Annotated in this window: 3 protein-coding genes; all 3 read right to left on the minus strand. The window is 32.7% G+C overall.

The genetic code is table 11. From position 1 onward, the window contains the following. The coding region (locus HMPREF2937_RS08180; RefSeq protein WP_070864370.1) for an Asp23/Gls24 family envelope stress response protein at window positions 1–488 on the minus strand (488 nt) is incomplete at its 3' end. A 67-nt stretch (window positions 489–555) separates the two neighbouring features. Continuing rightward, window positions 556–795 (minus strand): DUF2273 domain-containing protein, encoded by a 240-nt coding sequence (locus HMPREF2937_RS08185; protein WP_002479520.1) that lies wholly within the window; start codon window positions 793–795, stop codon window positions 556–558. Between the two features lie 15 nt (window positions 796–810). Next, window positions 811–1,359 carry an alkaline shock response membrane anchor protein AmaP gene (amaP, locus tag HMPREF2937_RS08190; protein ID WP_070625505.1) on the minus strand — a complete coding sequence of 183 codons (549 nt, stop codon included), beginning with the start codon at window positions 1,357–1,359 and terminating at the stop codon, window positions 811–813. Window positions 1,360–1,468: the final 109 nt, after the last annotated feature.

Below are 1,468 nucleotides of genomic sequence, written 5' to 3' on the forward strand. Positions count from 1 at the left end.
TCTTGGTTCTTTTGTTGCTCTTGATTATTTTTTTGTTTTTGTTCAAACTCTTTACGAGTCATAACATCTTCAACACGCATGTTTACTTCAACTACTTGAAGACCAGTCATATATTTTACTTGTTCTTTAATTAAGTCTGTCACTTTATTGAAGATTTTTGGTGCTGATTCACCATATTCTAAAACTACTTTTAAGTCTACTGCAGTTTGTTTTTCTCCTACTTCTACTGAAACACCTTGTGTCACATTTTCAGTGTTAGAGAATTGATTACTGATACTATCAACAAAGTTGCCTTTTAATGATAAGATACCGTTAACTTCACGTGCAGCAATACCTGAGATTTTTTCAATAACTTCATCTGCAAATGTTAATTTATTTTGGAATTTCGGTTGTTGGTTTTGTTGGTTTTCTTGTTGTTGCTGTTCCACTTTATTCACTCCAGTTTCTTGATCATATGCTTGTTTTGCTTTTGTGTTATCTACTGCCATAGTACATTCTCCTTTTCAAACAAATTATATTTCGTCTATACCCTTAAACTAATTTTAAAATTATAAATTAACTCCATCGATTTAAAAAGTTGAGAAATTGTTGCTTACGGTCTTTAATATACCCAATTCCTATTCCAATCAAACACAACACGATAATCAGGATGGTTTTCCAAAAGCCGAGTGTTAAGAATAAGATTGCGATAACTAAAAATACTAAAAATCCGACAATTCTACCAATATAACTTTTAATAAAATTCACCACGTGTTGTGTTGAATCATTTGGTTGTTGATTATTTTCGTTTGGCATCTGGGGCTCCCTCCTTTATAGTACTCTTGGACTTGATGGACTTTTTTGATCTTTCACATTAACCTCTAATTTTCTTACAGGAATTTCTGTGAAATATTCTACGTTTTTCTTAATATCTGCTCTGACATTTTCTGTTAAAGTTCGTGCATGAGTATCATCTGGTAAAAAGAAGTCCGCTTTTACATCTATGTACGACTTTTTCTTTTTACTGTAACACTTCGTAACAACATTCGGTTGCATCAACTGCTCGTAATTAGCCATTGTGTCATACACGACTTTCTCGATTGATTTTCTTGAAATATATATATGACCATCTTTATAAAATTTATAAAGACCCGGCTTGCGATGTGTCGGCGCAAATAAGCTGAACACCAAAATAATACCCAACACAATTAACAGTCCAGCCAACGTAAAGAGTACTGGTAAGAACCATGCAAATGTCAGTAATTGTTGTTGGTAAGTTTCAACTTGTGGAATCTGCGGTATTTTAGCGAGCATAAACACTAACATTCCGACCACCACCAAAATGATTAATCCTAAGATGAAATTCTTCAATCTTCTCACGGTGCTGCACCTCCTCATATCAATGTTTGTGACGTTATTTTTTTATACCCCTACTCATTTATAAAAAAACACAATAAATTTTATTGTAAAAAATAAAAGCATAAGTTTG

The organism is Staphylococcus sp. HMSC061G12 (assembly GCF_001838465.1).
In the GTDB taxonomy this organism is placed as follows: domain Bacteria; phylum Bacillota; class Bacilli; order Staphylococcales; family Staphylococcaceae; genus Staphylococcus; species Staphylococcus simulans.

What these genes read in the sequence shown, in the direction of transcription:
- HMPREF2937_RS08185 (WP_002479520.1), bottom strand. Translation starts at nt 795, where the DNA reads ATGCCAAACGAAAATAATCAACAACCAAATGATTCAACACAACACGTG.